At 63.0% G+C, this 18,947-nt stretch carries 17 protein-coding genes, 2 tRNA genes and 1 pseudogene; 12 read left to right on the forward strand and 8 right to left on the reverse strand.

Annotation, left to right across the window (positions count from 1 at the left end; all coding sequences use genetic code 11):
• The first annotated feature begins 34 nt into the window (after positions 1-34).
• The 7 genes and pseudogenes from FJ940_RS08020 to FJ940_RS08050 form a co-directional block, all read left to right on the forward strand.
• Entirely contained in the window at positions 35-1,198 is a 1,164-nt protein-coding gene (locus FJ940_RS08020) for an ROK family transcriptional regulator (protein ID WP_140515776.1), read from the forward strand.
• Positions 1,198-1,962, forward strand: a complete 765-nt coding sequence (locus FJ940_RS08025; protein WP_140493903.1) for an ATP-binding cassette domain-containing protein — start codon at positions 1,198-1,200, stop codon at positions 1,960-1,962. Before FJ940_RS08020 ends, FJ940_RS08025 begins: the two co-directional genes overlap by 1 nt.
• A gap of 39 nt (positions 1,963-2,001) precedes the next feature.
• Positions 2,002-3,042, forward strand: coding sequence for a sugar ABC transporter substrate-binding protein (locus FJ940_RS08030; RefSeq protein ID WP_140515774.1), 1,041 nt, complete (start codon positions 2,002-2,004; stop codon positions 3,040-3,042).
• Positions 3,043-3,147: 105 nt separating this feature from the next.
• Positions 3,148-4,143, forward strand: a complete 996-nt coding sequence (locus tag FJ940_RS08035; protein WP_140556947.1) for an ABC transporter permease — start codon at positions 3,148-3,150, stop codon at positions 4,141-4,143.
• Positions 4,140-4,925 carry an SDR family oxidoreductase gene (locus FJ940_RS08040; RefSeq protein ID WP_140522020.1) on the forward strand — a complete coding sequence of 262 codons (786 nt, stop codon included), beginning with the start codon at positions 4,140-4,142 and terminating at the stop codon, positions 4,923-4,925. The genes FJ940_RS08035 and FJ940_RS08040 overlap by 4 nt, the downstream gene beginning before the upstream one ends.
• Positions 4,926-5,082: 157 nt before the next feature.
• Positions 5,083-5,286 (forward strand): CsbD family protein, encoded by a 204-nt coding sequence (locus tag FJ940_RS08045; protein WP_140493912.1) that lies wholly within the window; start codon positions 5,083-5,085, stop codon positions 5,284-5,286.
• A 379-nt stretch (positions 5,287-5,665) separates the two neighbouring features.
• A pseudogene (locus tag FJ940_RS08050) lies at positions 5,666-6,071 on the forward strand (methyltransferase); the annotation flags it as partial.
• Positions 6,072-6,258: 187 nt separating this feature from the next.
• Here the strand turns inward: FJ940_RS08050 and FJ940_RS08055 are convergent.
• Positions 6,259-6,335: transfer RNA gene (locus FJ940_RS08055), tRNA-Asp, on the reverse strand.
• Positions 6,336-6,551: 216 nt separating this feature from the next.
• Between FJ940_RS08055 and FJ940_RS08060 the strand changes: the two genes are divergently transcribed.
• Positions 6,552-6,627, forward strand: a tRNA-Val gene (locus FJ940_RS08060).
• A gap of 25 nt (positions 6,628-6,652) precedes the next feature.
• Here the strand turns inward: FJ940_RS08060 and rbsK are convergent.
• From rbsK to ugpC, 3 genes are read right to left on the reverse strand one after another with little or no spacing between them, the layout of a single operon-like run.
• Positions 6,653-7,582: a ribokinase gene (gene rbsK, locus FJ940_RS08065; RefSeq protein WP_140656085.1), complete on the reverse strand. Its 930-nt coding sequence runs from the start codon at positions 7,580-7,582 to the stop codon at positions 6,653-6,655.
• Positions 7,583-7,586: 4 nt separating this feature from the next.
• Positions 7,587-8,039: an RbsD/FucU family protein gene (locus FJ940_RS08070; RefSeq protein WP_140493920.1), complete on the reverse strand. Its 453-nt coding sequence runs from the start codon at positions 8,037-8,039 to the stop codon at positions 7,587-7,589.
• A 27-nt stretch (positions 8,040-8,066) separates the two neighbouring features.
• Positions 8,067-9,116, reverse strand: a complete 1,050-nt coding sequence (ugpC, locus tag FJ940_RS08075; protein WP_140493922.1) for a sn-glycerol-3-phosphate ABC transporter ATP-binding protein UgpC — start codon at positions 9,114-9,116, stop codon at positions 8,067-8,069.
• 288 nt (positions 9,117-9,404) lie between these two features.
• Here ugpC and FJ940_RS08080 point away from each other — a divergent pair, with 288 nt between their 5' ends.
• The 3 genes from FJ940_RS08080 (at position 9,405) to FJ940_RS08090 (ending at position 13,209) form a co-directional block, all read left to right on the forward strand.
• Positions 9,405-11,069 (forward strand): sugar ABC transporter substrate-binding protein, encoded by a 1,665-nt coding sequence (locus tag FJ940_RS08080; RefSeq protein WP_140493924.1) that lies wholly within the window; start codon positions 9,405-9,407, stop codon positions 11,067-11,069.
• Positions 11,070-11,156: 87 nt separating this feature from the next.
• Entirely contained in the window at positions 11,157-12,278 is a 1,122-nt protein-coding gene (locus FJ940_RS08085; protein WP_140521848.1) for a sugar ABC transporter permease, read from the forward strand.
• A gap of 13 nt (positions 12,279-12,291) precedes the next feature.
• Positions 12,292-13,209, forward strand: a complete 918-nt coding sequence (locus tag FJ940_RS08090) for a carbohydrate ABC transporter permease (RefSeq protein WP_140515758.1) — start codon at positions 12,292-12,294, stop codon at positions 13,207-13,209.
• Positions 13,210-13,256: 47 nt separating this feature from the next.
• Here FJ940_RS08090 and FJ940_RS08095 read toward each other — a convergent pair whose 3' ends face one another.
• Positions 13,257-14,000, reverse strand: a complete 744-nt coding sequence (locus tag FJ940_RS08095) for a creatininase family protein (protein ID WP_140656088.1) — start codon at positions 13,998-14,000, stop codon at positions 13,257-13,259.
• Positions 14,001-14,004: 4 nt separating this feature from the next.
• Entirely contained in the window at positions 14,005-14,550 is a 546-nt protein-coding gene (locus FJ940_RS08100; protein ID WP_140656290.1) for an SIS domain-containing protein, read from the reverse strand.
• A 208-nt stretch (positions 14,551-14,758) separates the two neighbouring features.
• Here FJ940_RS08100 and FJ940_RS08105 point away from each other — a divergent pair, with 208 nt between their 5' ends.
• On the forward strand, positions 14,759-15,781 hold the full coding sequence (locus FJ940_RS08105; RefSeq protein WP_140515754.1) for an aldo/keto reductase: 1,023 nt from the start codon (positions 14,759-14,761) through the stop codon (positions 15,779-15,781).
• Between the two features lie 93 nt (positions 15,782-15,874).
• On the opposite strand, the gene FJ940_RS08110 is transcribed toward FJ940_RS08105, so the two are convergent.
• Entirely contained in the window at positions 15,875-16,147 is a 273-nt protein-coding gene (locus tag FJ940_RS08110; RefSeq protein ID WP_006201846.1) for an HU family DNA-binding protein, read from the reverse strand.
• A 196-nt stretch (positions 16,148-16,343) separates the two neighbouring features.
• Complete coding sequence (gene lon / locus FJ940_RS08115) at positions 16,344-18,755, reverse strand: endopeptidase La (protein ID WP_140656090.1); 2,412 nt, start codon at positions 18,753-18,755, stop codon at positions 16,344-16,346.
• Positions 18,756-18,947 lie beyond the last annotated feature (192 nt).

Here is an 18,947-nt window from a genome sequence, read left to right on the forward strand (position 1 = left end):
GGTGCCAACCTTGCCTCAACCGGGGACGCAAGGCATGGCATTGCGAGGGACCAATCAGGAGTTCGGGCGGCCGTACAACCGGCGCATCGTGCTCGAATCGATCCGCCGGTACGGCCCCATCGCCAGAGGCGATATCGCCAGGCACGTCGGCCTGACCGTTCAAACCGTATCGACCATCGTTCGCGAACTGGAGGAGCAGGGTTACGTCCTGTCCGTACGCGAGGAGCCGAAGGGCCGTGGCCTGCCACCGGCGACGCTGCGCATCAATCCCGAGGGCGGCTATGCCGTCGGCATCCACCTGACGCCGCTGGGGATCGACGCGGCGCTGATCAATCTCAGCGGTGACGTGATCGACAGCTTGCACCGCGAGGCCCCCAACGCGACGCCCGATCATGCGTTCGACCAGGTCCGCGCCATGGTCCGCGACCTGACCGGAACGCGCGCCGCGGGCCGCGTCATCGGCATCGGCATGGCGCTTCCCGGCCCGTTCGGCGTGGACACGATGAGCTTCATCGGGCCGACCACAATGGCCGGCTGGAAGGACGTGGCGCTGCGCGAGCGGCTGACGGCGGCGACGGGATTGCCGGCCTTTTTCGACGGCGACATGGCTGCGGCCGCCATGGGCGAGCGCCTCTACGGCATCGGCGCCCAGCATTCCGAATATTACTATCTCTATTTCGGCGTCGGACTTGGCAGCGCCATGATGCATGACGGCAGCGTGCTGCGCGGCGCCTGGGGCAATGCCGGCGAGATCGGCCATATTCCCGTCGTTCCCAATGGCGAGCTTTGCCCGTGCGGCAATCGCGGTTGCCTCGAACGTTATGTCTCGCTCGAAGCGCGAGGGCGCTGGAAGGGCAGCGATGCCGATTGGGTCGCCGAGGTCGGCCCGATCTTCCGCAACGCCATTGCCATCATCGAGAACCTTTTCGACCCCGAGACGGTCGTGCTCGGCGGGCTGGCGGCGCCGGACCTGCTCGAACGCCTGGCGAGATCGGCTGCGCCTCTGCACAATTCGGTTTCGGCCCGCAAGGACCGCAAGACGCCACGCATCGTCGTCGCCGGCGGCGGCCAGCAAGCCGTGCTGCGCGGCGCGGCCGCATTGGCCGTCTCTGGCGTGTTGTCGCCACGCTTCGGCCAGATGTTCACCGCCGAGCGCGAACGCGGCCGCGATATTCTGACAGCCAGGGAGGTTGCCTGATGAGCGAACCCTTGCTGGTGCTCGACAACGTCACCAAGAACTACGGCGCGATCCAGGCGCTGAAGGGTATCAGCTTCTCGATCGGCAAGGGCGAGGTGGTCGCGTTGCTGGGCGATAACGGCGCCGGGAAGTCGACGCTGGTCAAGATCATCGCCGGCGGCCTGGAGCCCACCTCCGGCCGCATGCTGTTCGAAGGCAAGGAGTTCCTTGCCAAATCCCCCGCGGAGGCCAAGGCAGCGGGCATCGAGACCGTCTACCAGGACCTGTCGCTGTGCACGAATGTCGACGTGGTGGCCAATTTCTTCATGGGCCGTGAGATCACGCGCAAGGTGCTCGGCATTCCAGTGCTCGACGAGCGGGCGATGGAGGCCGTGGTCGGCAAGGCGCTTGCCAGCGCCGGCACCCGTATTCCGTCATTGCGCACCAATGTCGAGCATCTCTCGGGCGGGCAGCGGCAAGCCATCGAGCTCAACCGCTTCGTGCACTGGGGCGGCAAGCTTGTGCTGCTCGACGAGCCGTTTGCAGCGCTTGGCGTCGAACAGACGCGGCGCGGCCTCGACATGATCCGCCAGGTGGCGAACCAGGGCATCGGCGTCGTCATCATCACCCACATCATGCAGCAGGCCTTCCAGGTCGCAGACCGGATCGTGGTGATCCGGCAAGGCGTCGTGGCCGGCGATGTCGCACGCAACAAAACAAGTCCCGATGCGGTGATCAACATGATCACCGGGGAGACGCTTGCCGGTGCCGGACCGGCGGGCTGAGGGACAAAAGAGGGGTCCGGCACTAGAGGAGCCAACGACATGAAACGAATACTTCTTTCTGTCCTCGGTATCCTGGCACTGGCAGTTGCCACGCTCACGCCGGCATTCGCCCAGTCCAAGGGTACCGTCTACTACATGGTGCCGACCTTGCTCGATGAGTTCCAGACCGGCTCGGTGAGCGCGCTGGAACTGTTCCTGAAGCAGGTCGGCTACGAGATGAAGACGCTGAACGCCGACAACAAGACCGACGCCCAGCAATCGCAGATGAACGACGTCATCGCGCTGAAACCGAAGGCGATCATCCTGGCCGCCGTCGACTTCAACGCGCTGAAGCCGTCGATCGAGGCCGCGCGCGCGGCCGGCATACCTGTCGTGGAATTCGATCGCCAGATCACCTCCACTCCGTCCGACTTCACCTCGGTAGCCGGCACTGTCGAGATCGGCCACGTCGCCGCCGAACAGGCCGAAGCGCTGCTGAAGGCCAAGAACGGCGCTGTGAAGGGCAAGATCCTGCAGGTGCTCGGCGACCCCGGCGATCCCTACACGCTCGACATCCAAAAGGGCTTTGAAGAGAAGATGAAGGCGTTCCCGGACGTCAAGATCATCTCGCTGCCGGCCATGCAATGGGAGGCCAGCAACGCCGGCACCATCGTCGCCGACCAGATGCTTGCCAACCCCGACATCGACCTGATCTTCAGCCACGCCGCGCATCTTTCGGTCGCCGCCGTCGCCTCGCTCGAGGCCGCCGGCAAGAAGCCGGGCGACGTCATGCTGATGAGTTCGAACGGCGCGCCGGTCGGCCTCGACCTGATCCGCAAGGGCTGGCTCAACGTCGAAGTCGAACAGCCGCTCTACGCGCAGGCCGCGGCCGTCGCCATGTTCATGGACAAGGTCGTCAACAAGCAGGAAATCAAGCCCGGCGACTATGACGTGCTTGGGCTGAAATCAGTGGTGACCAAGGAGGCCTGGGGCCCGAACATCAAGATCCCGGGTGCCGCGATCACCAAGGAGAACGTCGACAATCCAGCCTTCTGGGGCAACCAGAAGCCGCCGACGGACACCGTTAAGCCCGTCGAATAAACCTTCCCCAGAACGGCTCCGGGCCACCCGCCCGGAGCCGCCCTGCCCGGCAGAATTGCCCGGCATAGAGCCGCCGCGGCATTCGAACCCAAACCGGATCAGCCCATGAGCCCCCGCACCCGTCAAATCCTCGAGTTCGTCCTCGATAATCTCGTCTGGTTCATGCTGGTCTTCGTGCTGGTGGTGTTCTCCCTTTTCATTCCCAACTATTTCCAGCTCGGTATTTTCGCCAACATCATCGAAGCCTCCAGCGTGCTGGGCGTGATGTCGATCGGCCTGGCGCTTGTCATCATCGCCGGGCACATGGACCTGTCGGTCGAATCGGTGGCCGCGCTCAGCGCCATGGTGGTCGGCATCCTGTTCTGCTCTTCGGGCATCGGCTTCGGCGTACAGTTGCATCCGGACTGGCTGATGGTGCCGGTCTCGCTGCTGCTGGCGCTTGCCGTCGGCGGCGTCATCGGCGCTTTCAACGGATTCCTGGTCGTCAAGGTCAAGATGAGCGCCTTCATCATCACGCTGGCCTCCTACATCTGGGTGCGTGGCCTGGTGCTGGTCATTTCGGGCGGCCGCTCGGCGCAGGATCTGGCGCCTGCCATCCGCTGGTTCGGCATCCAGCGGCTGATCGGCCTGCCGCTCACCGCCTGGATCGCGATCGCCTGCTTCGTCGTCTTCTCGCTGATCATGGCCAAGACGCCTTTCGGCAGGCATCTGGTGATGATCGGCGGCAACGAGACAGCGACCTTCCGCGCCGGCATTCGCGTCAACCGCAACCTGATCATCGCCTTCGTGCTTGCCGGCGCCATAGCCGGCCTTGCCGGCTGGCTGCTCGCCATCCGCACATCGGGCGCCACCGCCAATCTCGGCGTCGGCCTGCTGTTCAACGCCTTTGCCGCCGTCGTCATCGGCGGCGTCAGCCTGAAGGGCGGCGTCGGCACCTTACCCGGCGTCTATGCCGGCGTGCTGCTTTTGTCGGCAATCAACACGGCGATCAATCTGATGGGCCTGCCCGCCAACTTCACCCAGGTCATTCACGGCCTGCTGGTGCTGGCGGCGGTTCTGCTCGACGCCTTCAAGCAAACCATTCGCCAGAGGCTCGCATGACCGTACGGCCAGAGACCGGAAGACTGTCGGGCAAAGTAGCGCTGATCGTCGGCGCCGCGCGCGGCATCGGCAAGGGCATCGCCCAACGTTTCGCCGAAGAAGGCGCCAGGCTTGTGCTTGCCGACACCGAGATCGAGGTGGGGCGAGCGACCGCCAGTGAACTTGACGCCGCCTTCATCGGCACGGACATCTCGCTTTTGGCCGATGTCGAGGCCGCCGTCGCGCTGGCGCTCGCGCACCATGGCCGCCTCGACATCATCGTCCAGAATGCCGGCATTTATCCCTGGCAATTGCTGGAGAACACCAGCCCGGACGACTGGGATCGCGTCATGGCGGTCAATCTGCGCGGCAGTTTCAATGCCGCCCGCGCCGCACTGGTGCCGATGAAGGCGCAGCGCCGCGGGCGCATGCTGTTCACCTCCTCGATCACCGGACCGCACGTCACCAGTCCCGGCCACGGCCACTATTCCGCGACCAAGGCAGGCATAAACGGGCTGATCCGTTCGGCGGCGCTCGAATTCGCCGGCTACGGCATAACCGTCAACGGCGTCGAACCCGGCAACATTCTCACCGAGGGAATGGAGCTTCACCGGGGTGCTGCCTTCATCAAGAACATGGAAGACGCCATTCCGCTCGGCCGGCTGGGCAGCCCGCGCGACGTCGCCAATGCCTTCCTGTTCCTGGCCTCCGACGATGCCAGCTACATCACCGGCACCACGATTGTCGTCGATGGCGGGCAATTGCTGCCGGAGGGGAGCGACTTCAGGCTGGCGCCGCCGTGAACAACGCGTGAGGGGAACAAGAAAGCCAGCGCACATCATCACTGATGCCAAGCGCAGCCGCAGCGTCCCCGCTGGCGGTGATCGGCGGGGATTTGGCCCACCGGAACCTCATGGCGATACACCCGTTCTTCCATGTGTGATTCAGGAGATAGCCACAATGGATTGGAACCGCGTCGAAGGAAATTGGAAGCAGGTCAAGGGTAAAGTCAAGGAGCAGTGGGGCAAGCTCACTGATGATGATCTCGACCGCATCGCTGGCAAACGCGATCAGCTTGAGGGCATTATCCAGGAACGCTACGGCATCGAGAAGGATCGCGTACGCCGAGACGTCGACGACTGGTATAGTCGGCAGGGCTGGTAGATAGCAGAGCTGCCAGGGGAGGCGTCTTTGCCGAGAGCCGTTATGCCAGCGGTCGGCGGGCTCTCTCCGCCTTCCCGGTCATCGGCATAATGGCGCTCCGGCGCGCAAAAAGGCACAACGTCTACACCTACAAGATCTGCGGCCAGAAAGCCGATATGCGCTACCTACGCCGGTGGATGAGCAGCCGGATCATAGGCCCTTGAGATCGGCTGGAACTCGCCCATGTCGCGCAGATGTTCCGTTATCGCGGAATATCGAACCATAAGGTTTTCCGTCATTATACTTCCTGGCGGACCCCAACCCGCCTGGCCGGCGTCCTGCAAGTCGGGTTTACCCCACCCGCCCCCAAAAAAGGGCGCCGGCCACCTCCGCTCGGCACGGCGCGCGCCTTGCGTGGATGGTGTGGCAGAATCAGGAGAATAACGAGTGGTCTGGTGCCATTCGGCAAACCTTTGGCCCCGGGAACTGCGGTTTCCGCAGATGCCCGCAAACCGTATTCACTTGGCGATCCCACCCTCGCTACAGAACTTCTGGGCACGACAGGCTTTGTTTCGATCGATTTCATCGACGTGCGGGAACCGGTCTTCTATGGGCCAGACGTCGATAGAGCGTTTGATGCGATCATCAACCTTTAACTTGTAAAGGACGCGCTCGCGCGAACCGATGAGGCGGCCGACAAGGCATTGCTGCGGCTGCGCGATCTACTGGAGGCGCATATGACCAGCGAGGGCGTACTCTTTCACTCGCGCGCGTGGATCATCACAGCTCATACGGCGACAAGGTGATTGGCTCTTGCCGCCTTGATCGTCCGGAAACGCTTTCACTGTGTGGATGTTTTTAACAAGCAGCCGCGGTTCGGCGCGCGGAGCCACGTCCCAGATCCGCAAGGTCTGGGTTATCCCCGGCAAGAAGACACTTTGACATTCAACATCGACATTTCTCCCAAGCCAAGGGTTTGTTCCCTAGGAGAAATGGCGCGAGTGACGGGGCTCGAACCCGCGACCTCCGGCGTGACAGGCCGGCACTCTAACCAACTGAGCTACACCCGCGCATTGACGAGCACGTGTCAGCCGTGTTCGTCGTTGGGCGCTGGATAAGGGGTTCGCCACCGGGTGTCAAGCGCACGAAACCATCATAACATCAAACTGGAGAAGGTTTTTTGACAGCCGGCGTGTTGTTCGCAAATACGGCCCGCAACGACGGCGTCCCACGCTCATTTGGCCTTGCGAAGCTGGCCCCGACCGCTTAAAGGTCCGGCCCGGAGCGGGCGATTAGCTCAGTTGGTAGAGCGCTTCGTTTACACCGAAGATGTCGGCGGTTCGAGCCCGTCATCGCCCACCATTCAGGCGCCTTTCATTCAAACGCCTCAGCCCCTCGCCAGCAGCGCCTCGACCTCGTGCAAGTCCGGCATGGACGGCGCGGTGCCTGGCCTCGTCACCGAAATGCCCGCAACGGCGCAAGCAAAGCGCACGGCTTGCAGGGGCTCCATCCCACGCGACAGCGCGGCGGCCAGGCCGCCATTGAAGGCATCGCCGGCTCCCGTGGTCTCGACCACCGGGCCGGCGCTGACGGCGGCGACATGTTCGGACCGATCCCTCGTGTGCAGCAATGCGCCTTTCTCTCCCAACGTGACGATGACGGCGCCGGCGCCTCTTTCGAGCAGCTTGCCGGCGGCTGCGCGGGCGTCATCGACCGAGGCCACCTTCATGCCGGTCAACTCCTCCGTCTCGGTCTCGTTGGGCGTGAGGTAGTCGCAGAGCGAATAGATGCGGTCGGGGAGCCTGGCCGCCGGAGCCGGGTTGAGGATGGTCGTCACCCCTGCCCCGCGCGCGATCTCCAGCGCCCGCAGCGCCGCCTCGATGGGCTGTTCGAGTTGCGTCACGAAGACGCCGGCGCCACGAATCAAGGCGGCATTGGCCTCGATGTCGTCGGGCGAGATCAGCATCGCCGCGCCGGGGCTGACGATGATGGCGTTATTGCCGGTGCCCTCCTCGACGAAGATATAGGCAGCGCCCGTATAGCTGTCGGGCGTGTCGATCACGGCATTCTTCACGCCGGCGTCCTTCCAGGTGCGCTTGGCCATGTCGGCGAAGGCATCGACGCCGAGGCGCGTGAGGAAGGTTGCATCGGCGCCGAGCTTACCGGCCGCAACCGCCTGGTTCGAACCCTTGCCGCCGGGACCGAGGGTGAAGGACGTTCCAAGGATCGTCTCGCCCATGCGCGGCTGCCGCGCGGCGCGATAGGCCGTGTCGGCGACAAAGACTCCGAGGATGACGATCGGCTTGCCGGCCAGCATGCCGCTACTCCGCATCCGGCGGGACCACGCCCTTGCGGAAGGCAAAACAGCCGTAGAAACGGCGCTCGCCGGTCTGGATGACGCAGTAAGCCTGCTTGGCGCGCTCGTAGAAAGCGTAGCGCTCGACCGGCAGCATCGGCCATGGCTTGCCCTCGGCGGCGTCGATCTCCTTTTGCACTTCCTGCTGGACGGGCGGGATCTCGTCCGGCTTGCCGACGATCTCCATGCGCGCGGCCGAATCGTCGACGAACGTATCCAGCGGGTAGAGCGACAGCACCGCCTTCACGACTTGCGCCGCCGGCGCGTCGATGCGCAGCAGCCGCCCGAGCGCCGTCTGGCGCGCCACCGAATCGGAGGGGAAGTTGGTGTCGGCGACAATCAGGTCGTCGCCGTGTCCCATCGCCCGCAATGCCTGGAGCACGTCGGCATTGAGGAGCGGATTGATCCCTTTGAGCATGATATTCCTCGTGAAATGAGTTTGAGATCAGAGACGCCTGCCGGTCTCGGCATCGAACAGATGGATGTGGTCGAGCCGCGGCCTGAGCTTGAGCGTATCGCCGGGCTTGAAGTCGTGGCGTTCGCGGAACAGCGCCACCATCTCGCCGTCCCCGAAACGCAGGAAGACCAGGGTTTCCGAGCCAGTCGGCTCGACCACCGAAATCTTGGCAGGCACGCCATCGGCATGAATCTCGAGATGCTCCGGCCGCACGCCATAGACGACGGCGCGCCCTTCCTCCACGGCGCTGCCGGGCGTGACCGGGAACAGAGCGCCGGCGATGTCGACACCGCCCTTGCGCGCGACGCCCTTGAGCAGGTTCATCGACGGAGAGCCAATGAAGCCGGCGACAAACAAGTTGGCAGGCCGGTCGAACAGTTCCAGCGGTGCGCCGACCTGTTCAATGCGGCCGTCGCGCATCACCACGATCTTGTCGGCCATGGTCATGGCTTCGATCTGGTCATGCGTGACATAGATGGTGGTGGTCTTCAGCCGCTGGTGCAATTCCTTGATCTCGGTGCGCATCTGCACGCGCAGCTTGGCGTCGAGATTTGAGAGCGGCTCGTCAAACAGGAACACCTGCGGGTTGCGCACGATGGCGCGGCCCATGGCGACGCGCTGGCGCTGGCCGCCGGAAAGCTGCCGGGGATAGCGTTTCAGATAAGGGTTGAGGTCGAGGATGTCGGCGGCGCGCTTGACCCGCTCGGCAACCACGGCCGGATCGGTTTTGCGCAGCTTGAGCGCAAAGGCCATGTTCTGCTCGACTGTCTTGTGCGGATAGAGCGCATAGTTCTGGAACACCATGGCGATGTCGCGCTTGGCCGGCGGCAAGTGGTTGACCACACGGTCGCCGATGGCGATCGTGCCGCCGGAGACGGTCTCCAGCCCCGCCACCATTCTCAGCAGCGTGGACTTGCCGCAACCCGAAGGACCGACCAGCACCACGAATTGGCCGTCAGATATATCGACGCTGACTTCGTGCAGAACCTTGACGGTTCCAAACGCCTTGGCCACTTTGCTGATCGCGACTTGAGCCATATCTCCCCCATCGGCTCCATTGCCGTATGCGCAGAAGCTAACCAACGCGACCTGCCAGGGCAAGCCGGTCTCTTCCCGACAAAACCCGGTCTCGTTGACACGGCGTTTGGTTGCGAGAATAGTGACGGGCGCTGGTCCGAATACCGGTTGCCCGAACCAAAAAAACGGAACTTCAATCGAGCAGGTGGGGTCCTGCGTCGTTCGTTTCCGAACCGGGAGAATCGTTTGGCGCTCCAGCGCCTGAGAAATTTGGCCGCATTCACAACAGATATTCTGGGAGGAACATCGATGAAAACAGGTCTCTACGAAACGCTGGTCCGCGCGGGGGCAACCCGACGCGACATATTGAAGGGCGCGGCCTCGATGGCCGCGATCGCTGCCGCATCCGGCGCCGGGCTCGGCGCCCTCACGCGCCCGGCCTCCGCCGCCAGTGAGCTGCGCTCGAAAATCCTGCAGATCCCCGGCGTGGGCAAGGGTCAGCCGACCGACGCCGACTTCCAGAAGGTCGGCGAGCTCTGCCTCGAGGCGACCAAGGCCAATGTCAAGGAAGGCGAATTCGCCGGCGTCGAGCTTACCTTCATGGGTCTCAACAACCAGAACCTGCACAATGTGCTATTCCGCGGCTTCCTGAAGCCCTGGGAAACCTATACCGGCGCCAAGATCAACTGGATCGATCTGGCGCAGGCCGACTACAATGCCCGCCTGCAGCAGTCGATCGCCACCGGCACGGTCGACTTCGACATCATCGAGATGGGCGCTCCGTTCGAGGGCGACGTCTGCGGCAAGGGCCTCACGTCCGAGATGCCCGACTGGGTCAAGACCCAGATCGATTTCGACGACCTCGTCAATTATCTGAAGCCGCCTGTCGGCACCTGGAACGGCAAGCAGTACCGCGTGACCGTCGACGGCGACGCGCATAATTTCAATTACCGCACCGATGTGTTTTCCGATGCCGACCTCGCCAAGGCCTGGAAGGACGGCGGCGGCGGCGGTGAATGGGGCGTGCCGAAGACCTGGCAGCAGGTCCAGGCGGTCACCAAGTTCCTCAAGGGCAAGCAGGTCAAGGGTCAGGACGTCTACGGCTATCTCGACGCGCCGAAACCCTGGGGCGGATTCGGCTTCTATTTCCTCGGCAGCCGCGCCACCGCCTACGCCAAGCACCCCGACGACAAGGCCTGGCTGTTCGACGCCGACACGATGAAGCCGCGCATCAACAATCCGGCCTGGGTGCGCGCCATACAGGACGTGATCGACGCGCTGCCTTCGGAGCCTGCCGACCAAATCAACGCCGATCCAAACACCACCGCCTTCCAGCAGTTCCTGGCCGGCACCGGCTCGATGGTCACCTGGTGGGGCGATGTCGGCTCGAACGTCAAGACCAACGACTCCTCCGTCGTGGGCGACGTCACCGGCTTCTCGATCCTGCCCGGCTCCGACGATGTCTACAACTCCAAGACCGGGCAGTGGGACAAACTCGCCAGCGGACCGAACTATGCGCCGAACTGCGCCTATCTCGGCTGGGGCGTATACGTCATGGCCCGCGTCGATAGCGACGAGAAGAAGAAGAAGGCGGCATGGTCCGCCGCCGCCCATCTCGGCGGCAAGGACCTGTCGATCTGGACGGCGATGTACCCGTCCGGCTTCCAGCCCTACCGCAACTCACATTTCGACATTCCGGAGTGGGTGGCGGCGGGCTATGACGAAGCCTTCATCACCTCCTATCTCAAGTCGGAATCGGACAGCTACAACCACCCGAACGCGGCGATCGAGCCACGCATTCCCGGCATCTTCCAATACTATTCAGCCGCCGAGGACATTCTGGCTAACACCTTCGCCGGCAAGATGAAGGCCCAGGAGGGCGCAGATGCCATTGCCGCGGCCTGGGAGAAGCTGACCGACCAGATCGGCCGTGACAACCAGATCAAGCTCTACAAGGCCTCGCTCGGTCTGTAGGCAGGCGTTATGGCCCGGCGGAACCTGTTCGCCGGGCCGTATCTCGGCCGGCTTCGGCCGGTCATTTGCGCAAAAGAGGCAAGAGGCGTGGCTGACCAGACTTCGACCACGAATGCGTGGCCGGCAAATTCCGTACCGACCGATCTGATCCCGCCCGGCCGCAAACGGCTTGGTTGGGCCCTGATGGCCGTCGCGACGCTCGGCCTTCTGGCAACGATCCTGGTGCAAATCCTCTACAAGAGCGAGGTCGACACGATCGGCTTCGAGACATGGCGGCCCGTGGTCTACGCCTATGTGCTGTGGGGCGTGGCGCTCGGCGTCGGCCAGGTGCTGACGCGCGGCGAAGACGGCCAGCGGGCGCTGTTCCTGCTGCCGGCGCTGCTGTTCACCATCGCCATGGTGATCTTCCCGACCCTGTTCGGCTTCTACATCGCGCTGACCGACTGGAACCTGAGTTCATTCTCGGGCCGCAAGTTCAACGGGCTCGACAATTTCTGGCAGATGCTCGGCGATCCCTATTATCGCAACGCGCTGTTCAACATGGTGCTCTATGTGCTGGCGGTGCTGGTCGAATATGTCATCGCCTTCGGCCTGGCGCTGCTGCTCAACGCGCAGATCCGGGCGCGCAAATTCTTCCGCGTCGTCTTCCTGATGCCGCTGATGCTGTCACCGGTCGCGGTCTCGTGGATGATCGGCAAATCGCTGATGGAGTACCGGTTCGGGCCGGCGGCGACACTGGCCCGCCACCTCGGCTGGGACAACCCCGCCTTCTTCTCCAACCCGATCACCGCCCGTATCTCGATCATGATGCTCGACGCCTGGACCTTCATCCCCTTCATGATGATCATGCTGCTTGCCGGCTTGCAGGCGATGTCGCGCGAGGTGCTGGAGGCCGCGCGCGTCGACGGCGCCACGGCCTGGCAAACCTTCTGGCAGGTCACCTTCCCGCTGATGCTGCCGGTGTCGGTGACCGCCGTCGTGTTGCGCATCATCTTCAAGCTGAAACTGGCAGACATCATCATCACGGTCACCTCGGGTGGTCCGGGCGGCGCCACCGATTCCGTGTCGAGCTTTATTTATCGCGAGTACCGGGACCGTTCCAATGTCGGCTACGGCACGATGCTGGCGATGGCCTATCTCGTCATCATCGTGGTGTTCGTGACCTGGCTGCTGAAGGTCGCCAACCGCTTCGTGCGCAATGTGAACTAGTGCGGCAGGGATCATGAGCGTTCAGACCACCGACTATACCGTCTCCGAAATCCGCTCACCGGCGAGCTTCATCACCAGCCGCGTCTTCATCTATGGCGCGCTTGTGTTCTGGGCCTTCATCTGCCTCTTTCCGATCTACTGGACGATCACGACCTCGTTCAAGTCGGCGGTAGACGTGACCCAGGGGCATCTGATCCCCTTCGTCGACTTCCAGCCGGACTGGAAGGGCTGGCGATCGCTTGGCCTGTCGCCGGATTCGATCTTCCAGACGTCGACCGTCCGCGACGAATTCTTCAAGCGCTTCATGAATTCGGTCATCACTTCGGTCGGCGCGTCGAGCCTCGCCATCGTCATCGGCAGCCTCGCCGCCTACGGCCTCACGCGCTACCGCTATCACTTCGCCTGGTTCAAGAACGAGGACATTTCCTTCTTCTTCCTGTCGCAGCTCATCCTGCCGCCAGTCGTGCTCGCACTGCCGTTCCTGGTGCTTTACCGCGAAGTCGGACTGCTCGACACGCGCATCGGGCTGATCCTGCTCTACACGCTGATGGTGCTGCCGATCGTCATCTGGATCATGCGCGACCAGTTCAATTCCATCCCGGTCGAGCTTGAGGAAGCGGCCCTCGTCGACGGGTTGTCGATCTGGGGCGCGTTCTTTCGCATCGTCATGCCGATCGCCCTGCCCGGCATGGTCGCCGCTTTCATCCTGGCGATGGTGCTGTGCTGGAACGAGTATTTCTTCGCCGCCCTTTTGACCTCGACCGACGCCAAGACAATTCCGGTCATGGTGGCGAGCCAGACCGGTTCGCAAGGCATCAACTGGTGGTCGATGGCAGCGCTTGCCACGGCGGCAATCGCGCCCTTGGCCGTCATCGGCATCGCGCTGGAGCGCTATCTGATCATGGGCATGACCGCGGGAGCGGTGAAATAGGCGGCGCCGTCCTTACCTTCTCCCACAAGGGAGAAGGAAGAACCGCGCTAGCCCCTCAGGATCGTGCGCAGGTGATCCATGATCATGGCAACGCCCTCTGCTCCGAGCGCAGCCGAGGCATCCGGAGCACTGGCCGTATACCAGCTCGTATTGTCGGCGAAATGGCCGGCATCGACAGCCTCAGGGCATAGCGCCAGCATCAGCGAGGTCTCGCCGATGCCGGCATGATCGAACGGGTACTTGCCGTTCATCGAGGCCGGCATCAGCGGATGCACCTGCACCCAGTTGAAAAAATTGCTGCCCTCGGCATGCTCGGCATAGTAGGCGGCCATCGCCTCGGAGCCCCACCAGCCTTCACCTCGTTCCTTCTCAAGGAAGCGGAAGATCGCCTGACGTCCGGCGGCCTTGAAGGCGAGATCGGTCGGCATGCCGGCGGCGAAATTCTCGGTCTGGTGGTGGATTATGGCGTGGATGTTGCGAAAACCGATGCGCAGCAGGCTGTAGAACAGTTCCTCCGCGAAGGGCGCCAGTTGATTGCCGCCAACCTGCACCGAGCCTGTGCCCTCCGGCGGCGCCACGGCGTAGCTCGCCGCGCCGTAGTAGAAGGGCGGCAGGATGACGATCTCCCGCTCCTTCTCAAACAGCTCCAGCGTCTTGACGACCGCCAGCGTGTCCATGCCGACCGCCATGTGCTCGCCATGGTATTCGAGCACGCCGAGCGGCAGCGCGATCGGCCAGTTCTGGGCGATCGCCTTGCGGATCTGGTGCGGCAGCATCAACTCGTAGCGCATCGCACTACTCCATATTGGTGTGACGGGCCCGCATCGCCTCCGGCGAGGCCGCGGTCAACCCCCTGAGCTTCAGCACCATGACCTCGAACAGCAGGAACAGCGCGCCTTCGAACACCGATCCCATCGGCAGGACCGATGTTTTTTGCGGACCCTGGTCGTCAGCCATGGTTTGCGCCGGCACGAGCAGCGTGAAGTCAGCCAAGCGCGCTGCACTGCCGCCCGGCTGAGCGGTCAGAAGCAGAACCGTCGCGCCGGCCTGGCGCGCCACCTGCATCAGGGTCAGCACGGTCGCGGTTTCTCCAGGCCCGGAACTGACCAGGAAGATATCGCCCTGCCCCACGGGCGGCGTGGTCATGTCGCCGACCACCGACACCGGGAGGCCCAGATGATGGAGGCGCATGGCGAAGCCCTTGACCTGCAAGGCCTCGCGGCCGCAGCCATAGACGACGATCTGGCGTGCTCCTGCAAGTATCTCGCAGGCGGCATCGATCCGGCCGTCGTCGACGCGCGCCAGCACAGTGCCGAGCTCGTCCAGAGCGGTCCTGAACATCTGCGAGCCCCCATCGCTCACGACGGTGCCGTCCAACGATCCGAGGTCGAAGAAGAGTGGAAATTCCCGGTCACGTCTCTCCCCGAACAGCTTGTTTTTATTCATGCTATCACCGCCAAAATCCGTGTCCAACGCCCCTGCGCGCTTTTGCTGTGCCACGAGCGTGATAGTGTCATGTCAGACAAATCAATGAGGCAAACGGCAGGATATGAAGACACGGCATTTCGACCGCATCGGCAATGGCGGCATCAGCTTCACCGAACTCGGCTTCGGCACGGCGCCGCTCGGCAACCTCTACCGCGCGGTCTCCGACGAGGACGCCAATGCGACGCTGGAGGCTGCATGGGCGACCGGCTGCCGCTATTACGACACCGCGCCGCTCTATGGGCTTGGCTTGTCGGAGACGCGGCTCAACCCCTTCCTGCGCGGCAAGAAGCGCGACGACTACGTGCTGTCGAGCAAGGTCGGCCGCATCATGCGCGCCTGTCCGCCGCAAGAGCGCACCGGCATCGGCAAGTTCTTCGACACGCCGTCGCGCAAGGAGGTCTACGACTACAGCTATGACGGCGTGATGCGCTCCTTCGAAGCGTCCCTGGAACGGCTCGGCGTCGACCGCATCGACATTCTGTTCGTGCACGACGTCGACATCTTCACCCATGGCAGCAAGGAAGCGTCCGACCAGCGCATAGAGGAGTTTATGCGCTCCGGCTATTACGGGCTGCTTGCCTTGCGCGACCAGGGCGTCATCAAGGCCTTCGGTGGCGGCATCAACGAATGGCAGGTTGCCCAGACATTGGCCGAGCGCGGTGATTTCGATCTGTTTCTGCTCGCCGGCCGCTATACGCTGCTCGAGCAGGAGGCGCTGACATCCTTCCTGCCGCTCTGCCAGAAGCGCGGCATCGGCATCGTTTTGGGCGGCCCCTACAATTCCGGAATCCTGGCCACGGGGCCGAAGCCGGGTGCCTTCTACAACTACACCGAAGCGCCGCGGGACGTGCTCGACCGGGTGGCGCGCATCGAGGCGGTCTGCCGACGGCATGACGTGCGCTTGATCGAAGCAGCGCTGCAGTTCCCGTTGCTGCATCCGTCCGTCGTGTCGGTGATCCCCGGTGGCCAGCGGCCAAGCGAGGTCGAAAGCAATCGGTCACTGCTCGATGCGAGACTGCCGGCGGCACTCTGGGCCGACCTGAAGAAGGACGGCCTGATGCGGGCGGACGCGCCGACCGGGTAGCTCGCAATCGCGAACCTATCGACCAGTAGGAGCGCAAAAGAAAAGCCGGGGCTTGCCCGGCTTTTCTGATATTTTGAAATTTAAAAAAGGCGCTTAATTGACGGCGTCCTTGAGACCCTTGCCGGCCGAGAACTTCGGCACGGTGCGCGCCGGGATCTTTACTTCGGCGCCGGTCTGAGGGTTGCGGCCGGTCGAGGCTGCGCGCTTTGACACGGTGAAATTGCCAAAGCCGACAAGCCGGACATCGCCGCCCTTCTTCAGTTCGCCGGTGATGACGGAGAATACCGCATCGACAGCCGACTGCGCGTCACCCTTCGAAATGCTCGCGGCGTCGGCAACAGCGGACACCAGTTCGTTCTTGTTCATAAAAATTCCCTTCCATGAGAACACCGGAACTCACGACTCATCCGGCAGGAAACGGACTTTAGAAAGAAGCGCTCCCGCAACCAAGTCGAAAAGCCGGGAAAGGATGGAAAAAAGCCCGGAATTCCGGGGTTTTTCACATGAAAAAGCCGGGCGCGAGGCCCGGCTTTCTGTTTGTGCGCTGCAACTTTAGCAAGAACTAATGCGCAAGCGACTTTCCGGCGTCATCCGCAGTGTCCGTCGCGGCAGGAGGATTGACCGGTTCGACCCATTCGATTGGCTCCGGCATACGCACCAACGCGTGGCGCAACGCCTCGCCGACCCGCGAGACCGGGATGATTTCCATACCGTTCTTCACGTTGTCAGGAATATCCGCCAGATCCTTGGCGTTGTCTTCCGGGATCAGCACTTTCTTGATGCCGCCGCGCAGTGCGGCAAGCAACTTCTCCTTCAGACCGCCGATCGGCAGCACCCTGCCGCGCAGCGTGATCTCGCCGGTCATGGCGACATCGGCCCTGACCGGAATGCCGGTCAGCACGGAGACGATCGCGGTCGCCATCGCCACACCGGCCGACGGCCCATCCTTGGGCGTGGCACCCTCCGGCACGTGGACGTGGATGTCGCGCTTGTCGAACAGCGGCGGCTCGATGCCGAAATCGAGAGCGCGCGAGCGGACATAGGAGGCCGCCGCCGAAATCGATTCCTTCATCACGTCGCGCAGATTGCCGGTCACCGTCATGCGGCCCTTGCCGGGCATCATGACGCCTTCAACCGTCAGCAGCTCGCCGCCGACTTCCGTCCAGGCAAGTCCGGTGATGACGCCGACCTGGTCGTCTGCCTCGACCTGACCGAAGCGGAAGCGCGGAACACCGAGATAATCGGCGAGATTGTCCGCCGCGATGTTCACAGTCTTCTTCTTCGTCTTCAGGATCTCGGTCACCGCCTTGCGCCCGAGCTTCATCAGCTCGCGCTCCAGGCTCCTGACGCCCGCTTCACGGGTGTAGGTCTGGATGATGGCGCGGATCGCGTCCTCACTGACGGAGAACTCCTTCGGCTGCAGCGCGTGATCGCGCACCACCTTCGGCAGCAAATGCCGCTTGGCGATCTCGATCTTCTCGTCCTCGGTGTAGCCGGCGATACGGATGATTTCCATGCGGTCCATCAAGGGCGCAGGGATGTTCAGCGTGTTCGCCGTCGTCACGAACATCACACTCGACAGGTCGTACTCGACCTCCAGATAGTGGTCCATGAACGTCGAGTTCTGCTCGGGGTCGAGCACCTCCAGCAAAGCCGACGACGGATCGCCGCGGAAATCCTGGCCCATCTTGTCGATCTCGTCGAGCAGGAAGAGCGGATTGGATTTCTTCGCCTTCTTCATCGACTGGATGACCTTGCCGGGCATCGAGCCGATATAGGTGCGCCGGTGGCCGCGGATCTCGGCCTCGTCACGCACGCCGCCCAGCGCCATGCGGATGAACTCGCGGCCGGTCGCCTTGGCGATCGACTTGCCGAGCGAGGTCTTGCCGACGCCGGGAGGGCCGACGAGGCACAGGATGGGCCCCTTGAGCTTCTTCTGGCGGCTTTGCACGGCGAGATACTCGACGATACGGTCCTTGACCTTGTCGAGACCGAAATGGTCGGTGTCGAGCACGTTCTGCGCGAACGCCAGGTCCTGCTTGACCTTGGAGTTCTTGCCCCACGGAATCGACAGGATCCAGTCGAGATAATTACGCACCACGGTGGATTCCGCCGACATAGGCGACATCGTCCTCAGCTTCTTCAATTCGGCTTCCGCCTTTTCGCGGGCCTCCTTGGAGAGCTTGGTCTTCTTGATGCGGGCCTCGATCTCGGCGGCCTCGTCGCGGCCGTCCTCGCCTTCGCCGAGCTCCTTCTGGATCGCCTTCATCTGCTCGTTGAGGTAGTATTCGCGCTGCGTCTTCTCCATCTGGCGCTTGACGCGCGAGCGGATGCGCTTCTCCACCTGCAGGACGGATATCTCGGCTTCCATGAAGCCCATCGCCTTTTCCAGCCGCTCCTTGACCGAGAGCGTGGCCAGCATCTCCTGCTTCTCGGGGATCTTGATGGCGAGGTGCGAAGCGACCGTGTCGGCGAGCTTGGAATAGTCGTCGATCTGGCTGGCGGCACCAACCACCTCGGGCGAGATCTTCTTGTTGAGCTTGACGTAGTTCTCGAAGTCGGTGACGACCGAACGAGCCAGCGCCTCGACCTCAACCTCTTCCTCTTCCGGCTCGACCAGCGCGGTGGCGCGGGCCTCATGGAAGTCGGGACGGTCGGTGAACGCGGTGATTTTCGCGCGCGAGGCGCCTTCGACCAGTACCTTGACGGTGCCGTCGGGCAGCTTCAGCAATTGCAGCACGTTGGCGAGCGTGCCGATATCAAAGATGGCATCGGGCTCCGGATCGTCATCGGCGGCATTCATCTGGGTGGCGAGCAGGATCTGCTTTTCCTGACCCATCACCTCTTCCAGCGCCTTGATCGACTTTTCACGCCCGACAAAGAGCGGAACGATCATGTGCGGGAACACCACGATGTCGCGCAGTGGGAGGACTGCGAAGACGCCGTCGCTGGGAGCCTTGGTTATTTTGGCCATTGTCCAACCTTTCATGTCGCGGCCGCCAATCGGCCAACCGCGAATCTTATATTAACGACCGGGGATCGTTCCGCCTACCACCGTTGTGACGGGAGTTTTACAGCACAGAAATCGGGCACCTCGGCCTTCCCATGTTAGGTGGATGCAGGAGGGCCAAAGATCAAGAGTTAACATCGCCGGCTTTCCATTCCA

The sequence above is a fragment of the Mesorhizobium sp. B2-3-7 genome (assembly GCF_006442695.1).
Taxonomy (GTDB): Bacteria; Pseudomonadota; Alphaproteobacteria; order Rhizobiales; family Rhizobiaceae; genus Mesorhizobium.

Excerpts from the sequence above, each read along its gene's own strand:
- FJ940_RS08020 (WP_140515776.1), top strand. The coding sequence starts at position 35 with ATGGCATTGCGAGGGACCAATCAGGAGTTCGGGCGGCCGTACAACCGG.
- FJ940_RS08025 (WP_140493903.1), top strand. The coding sequence starts at position 1,198 with ATGAGCGAACCCTTGCTGGTGCTCGACAACGTCACCAAGAACTACGGC.
- FJ940_RS08030 (WP_140515774.1), top strand. The coding sequence starts at position 2,002 with ATGAAACGAATACTTCTTTCTGTCCTCGGTATCCTGGCACTGGCAGTT.
- FJ940_RS08035 (WP_140556947.1), top strand. The coding sequence starts at position 3,148 with ATGAGCCCCCGCACCCGTCAAATCCTCGAGTTCGTCCTCGATAATCTC.
- FJ940_RS08040 (WP_140522020.1), top strand. The coding sequence starts at position 4,140 with ATGACCGTACGGCCAGAGACCGGAAGACTGTCGGGCAAAGTAGCGCTG.
- FJ940_RS08045 (WP_140493912.1), top strand. The coding sequence starts at position 5,083 with ATGGATTGGAACCGCGTCGAAGGAAATTGGAAGCAGGTCAAGGGTAAA.
- rbsK (WP_140656085.1), bottom strand. The coding sequence starts at position 7,582 with ATGCTGGCCGGCAAGCCGATCGTCATCCTCGGAGTCTTTGTCGCCGAC.
- FJ940_RS08070 (WP_140493920.1), bottom strand. The coding sequence starts at position 8,039 with ATGCTCAAAGGGATCAATCCGCTCCTCAATGCCGACGTGCTCCAGGCA.
- ugpC (WP_140493922.1), bottom strand. The coding sequence starts at position 9,116 with ATGGCTCAAGTCGCGATCAGCAAAGTGGCCAAGGCGTTTGGAACCGTC.
- FJ940_RS08080 (WP_140493924.1), top strand. The coding sequence starts at position 9,405 with ATGAAAACAGGTCTCTACGAAACGCTGGTCCGCGCGGGGGCAACCCGA.
- FJ940_RS08090 (WP_140515758.1), top strand. The coding sequence starts at position 12,292 with ATGAGCGTTCAGACCACCGACTATACCGTCTCCGAAATCCGCTCACCG.
- FJ940_RS08095 (WP_140656088.1), bottom strand. The coding sequence starts at position 14,000 with ATGCGCTACGAGTTGATGCTGCCGCACCAGATCCGCAAGGCGATCGCC.
- FJ940_RS08100 (WP_140656290.1), bottom strand. The coding sequence starts at position 14,550 with ATGTTCAGGACCGCTCTGGACGAGCTCGGCACTGTGCTGGCGCGCGTC.
- FJ940_RS08105 (WP_140515754.1), top strand. The coding sequence starts at position 14,759 with ATGAAGACACGGCATTTCGACCGCATCGGCAATGGCGGCATCAGCTTC.
- FJ940_RS08110 (WP_006201846.1), bottom strand. The coding sequence starts at position 16,147 with ATGAACAAGAACGAACTGGTGTCCGCTGTTGCCGACGCCGCGAGCATT.
- lon (WP_140656090.1), bottom strand. The coding sequence starts at position 18,755 with ATGGCCAAAATAACCAAGGCTCCCAGCGACGGCGTCTTCGCAGTCCTC.